This is a genomic window from Lactobacillus nasalidis (genome assembly GCF_016587775.1).
Lineage (GTDB): Bacteria > Bacillota > Bacilli > Lactobacillales > Lactobacillaceae > Lactobacillus > Lactobacillus nasalidis.
This window is the reverse complement of the sequence record NZ_BOCG01000095.1, coordinates 1-3,655: the sequence shown is the minus strand read 5'-3', so window position 1 is coordinate 3,655 and position 3,655 is coordinate 1. Positions and strand designations below refer to the sequence as shown.

4 protein-coding genes are annotated in these 3,655 nt (G+C 44.0%); 2 read left to right on the top strand and 2 right to left on the bottom strand.

Annotation, left to right across the window (positions count from 1 at the left end):
- Together lacNas_RS01250 and lacNas_RS01245 are read right to left on the bottom strand one after the other, a co-directional pair.
- Nucleotides 1-1,124, bottom strand: a 1,124-nt coding sequence (locus tag lacNas_RS01250) for a PTS transporter subunit EIIC (RefSeq protein WP_201346515.1), incomplete at its 3' end; no start/stop codon positions are given.
- On the bottom strand, nucleotides 1,121-2,017 hold the full coding sequence (locus tag lacNas_RS01245; RefSeq protein WP_201330030.1) for an alpha/beta hydrolase fold domain-containing protein: 897 nt from the start codon (nucleotides 2,015-2,017) through the stop codon (nucleotides 1,121-1,123). The genes lacNas_RS01245 and lacNas_RS01250, both read right to left, overlap by 4 nt.
- Before the next feature lie 110 nt (nucleotides 2,018-2,127).
- Between lacNas_RS01245 and lacNas_RS01240 the strand changes: the two genes are divergently transcribed.
- The gene (locus tag lacNas_RS01240; RefSeq protein WP_201330029.1) at nucleotides 2,128-3,117 is read left to right on the top strand and encodes a LacI family DNA-binding transcriptional regulator; all 990 of its coding nucleotides are present in this window, start codon (nucleotides 2,128-2,130) and stop codon (nucleotides 3,115-3,117) included.
- A gap of 256 nt (nucleotides 3,118-3,373) precedes the next feature.
- On the top strand, nucleotides 3,374-3,655 hold a 282-nt coding region (locus lacNas_RS01235), incomplete at its 3' end, for a MarR family winged helix-turn-helix transcriptional regulator (RefSeq protein ID WP_201346516.1).

The window sequence follows — 3,655 nt, the reverse complement described above, 5'->3', positions numbered from 1 at the left end:
GGGACAATGGCAGCTGCCATAACAGAGCGCAGCTTAGGGTCACGCTTGGCTCTAATCAGCAAACCGACAGCAATTCCCATGCAGGCCCAAGTCGGTGCACCGGCACAAGCTAAGATTTGATCTGAACCAGTTTGCGCAATATTTGCGATCACGATAGGAATAATCGCCCAGTGCAAGCCGAAGGTTACCAATACTTCCCACAAACCGCCAAGCAGGGCGCCGGCAATAATCGGTGAGAATGAGAACAGGCCTTGGATCCCTTTGGCTAAAGCATCCCCAAGCCAAACCGCAACCGGCCCAACAACCAGCAGGATAAACGGAATAGTGACAAACAGTGACACGAATGGGATGACCAGCGTCCGGTAATTGTCTGAAACGAGCTTCTTCAGTTTTCTGTAAATCCAGGCATAAATCGGAATACCAATCAAAACAGGAAAGACTGTTGATGAATAGTTCTGCATCGTGAACGGAATTCCGAAGAAATTAACTGCCGTTTTTGCGCCGATCAACTTCATGATATAAGTTGGTTCAAGCAGCCCGGCACCAATAGTAGCCCCGATGTAGACATCTGCCTTCAAATACTTTGACATGCTGATGCTTAAAATAATTGGCAAGAAGTAAAAGAACGCATTATATATGCCGTTCAACACTGCAATCGTCGGAGCTTTATCTGACATCCAACCAAAGCCGGTAATTGTAATTGACAAAGCCTTTACCAAGCCGACACCAGCCATGACTGGCAAAACTGGCGTAAAGGTTGCTTGCATCAAAGCGAAAAGCTTATTTACCCAGCCTTTGATTCCTTTTGCGCTGTCTTCATCAGCCAAGTCTTCTTCACTATGATCTTCATCGACACTCCCGGCAGCCAAAGCTCCACCTACTATTGAGGTCACGTTATCGTACATCGATTCTACTTGCGGTCCAATAACAACCTGCTCTTGGCCACCACTTTCAAGGAACTTGATAACACTGGGCAAGCCATCGATTTTGTCACCGTCTACTTTGGATTTGTCTTTTACCACGAATCTCAATCTCGTTGCGCAGTGCGTGAGACTTTTAATATTATCTTTGCCACCGACGTAGTCGACGATCTTTGCTGCATCTTCTGTTAGCGTAGCCATCATTTTCTCCCCTCATTTTTAGCAAGCTTTTTTAAAAAAGCTTCGATTCTTTTCCAGGCGTCCTCAGATGCTTCAGCATTATACTCATGCAATTCTTGATGCGTGAAGCCGTGCTGGCAGCCGGAATAACATTTATAGTCAACATATGTTCCTTGCTTTTGCAGCATCTCAGCAAACTGCTCCTCACCTGCCCTGAGCGAATCTAGCTCAGCCGTATTTTCCAAAGTAGGCGGATAGATTCTAGGATCACTGTTGACGATGCTAGACAACGGATCTTCAATTTCAGAAGCATCATTATATTCCCAAGCCTGATACTGATGAATCCGGCTCGGAGAAATAGCCTTTTGCTGGTCAATCACTTTAGTCTGATCAATGTGCTGATCGCATGGCGCATAGTTCAAGACCAGTCCTTTGATAAAGTCTTCGTGATCCTGCTTTTCCAACTGAATTACCGCAGCTGAGATCTGCCCCCCAGCGCTATTGCCGCCAATTACAAATTTGGCATCCCCGAAGGCAAACTCATCCCGATGCTCGTTGCAATATTTAATCATTTCGTACATCGAGGTATAGGTCTTGGGGAACTTGTACTCAGGCGCTACGAAATAATCAACATTGACCACAATACATCCAATAGCATCGCAGATCTTTTGACAGTACGGCATATCCAGTTCAAAGTTGGACAAGCACATGCCGCCACCATGAGCATTAAAATAGACGATATTTGTTTTCAGTTCCTTTGGGTAGTAGATATAAATATCGAGATACCCTAAAGCAGTACGGACAGATTTTTTTATTGAGTGATCTTTTCTTCTTAGTTCTCTCATGTATGTTCCGTACCGCTCTTCTTTGCTTTTGCGGTAGTCATAAACGTCTGTGTCTTTCACATCTGTAAACATTTCTTCCATCTCCCTGTTTTTGGTACCGGTTCCACATTTATAATACAATAAATAAAAAAGAATTCAAGCACTTTTTTGGAATCGGTTCCACTTTTTTAGGAGAAAAACACATGAGCATGACGATTAGCGATATTGCAAAACTTAGCGGCGTAGCCAAAAGCACTGTCTCCAGATACTTTAACGGAGGCAGTATTTCCGATAAAACCAAAAAGAAAATCGAAAAAGTCGTACAAGAAACCGACTTTCATCCCAATACGATTGCCAGCCGGCTCAAGTCTAAAAAGAATTACTTGATAGGAGTAATCGTTGATGAGCTTTCAACACGCAGCGTCGGTATTTTGATTGACAGCATGCAGCAGGAGTTGAACAAGCACGGCTATCAGCTCTTTATCCTGTCTAACCGAGAAACCGAAAATCAAGAGGACAAGACCAGGTCTTTACAGCTGCTTGCCGATCAAAACGTTGATGCGATTGTTTTCGGCTCTTCACAAGTAACCCGGGAACAAATCCAATTTTTGACAAATTTAAAGATACCAGTCTTAATTCTAGGACAGAAAAATTCCGTCTTTCCTTATCGAAAGATTGACGACTATAAAGGCGGATACTTAATGGGGCAATACATCTCAACTCTAAAGCCACAAAGACCGCTGTTTCTTTCAATGCCTTTGTACGATTTAGCAGCCGGGACCGAAAGATTGAATGGTTTTGTGGAAGGCGCCGCATCTATCAAAAGCAAGGTTATCGAATGCGGCTACAACCCGGAAAGCGTCTATCAGCATAAAGAGGAAATCGTCTCATATAAGCCTGATGTGGTTGTTTGCGCCTCAGATTACCTGATTTTAGGCTTATTGCACATCATCAAAGAGTTGGATCTTTCATTTCCAGAGGATGTTCGCATTGCTGGCTTTGGCAATTATGATTTTTCCAACAAATATGCCCTGGATTTAACCAGCATTGATTTTGACTACCCTACCCTGGGAATCAATACTGCCAGAGCTGTCATAAACTTGTTGGCAGAAAACGAAAAGGACATGCTAGATGAGAATGACTATAATACCCGTTTGATCGAACGTAACAGTACCGCAAACAGCACAAAATAATTAATTCAGACACAAAAAGGGATGCAATCCGCACTTGGACTGCATCCCTTTGTTGTCATATCGAAATCTATAGAGGACGGCATCAGATGCTAATGCAAAACAGCCAAAACCGTTCAAAAATGTCAGTAGTGTAGGCAACGAAATATGGTCTCAGATCTGCCTTATTCTTCAGAGGCTGCTTCAGAATTCATAGCTTTAGGCGAATCCCAGCCGCTCATGACTTCATTGCCCTTGATGGTCGTGTAAACTCTTTGCCCTGCTCTTAGAGCAGCTCAATCAGCTTAACCTCAAAGTTTTCTGGCACGACCTGGAGAAAGAATTCGGCGTCACCAACCCGACCATGACCGTCTCGATCAAGTCAATGCAGAAGAAAGGCTTGATCGACAAGGTCAAAAGCGAAAAAGACGGCCGCTACTACCGACTTTTGCTCACGGAAACCGGCAAGAAGCTCTACCCCAAGTGCATGGCAGTCTATACTGAAGTGGAAGCAATGTGCGACAGCATCCTAACCAACGAAGAAAAGGATCAGTTCATCAAG

Bases quoted from the DNA above. Each gene is read 5' to 3' on its own strand.
- lacNas_RS01245 (WP_201330030.1), bottom strand. From the start codon at position 2,017: ATGTTTACAGATGTGAAAGACACAGACGTTTATGACTACCGCAAAAGC.
- lacNas_RS01240 (WP_201330029.1), top strand. From the start codon at position 2,128: ATGAGCATGACGATTAGCGATATTGCAAAACTTAGCGGCGTAGCCAAA.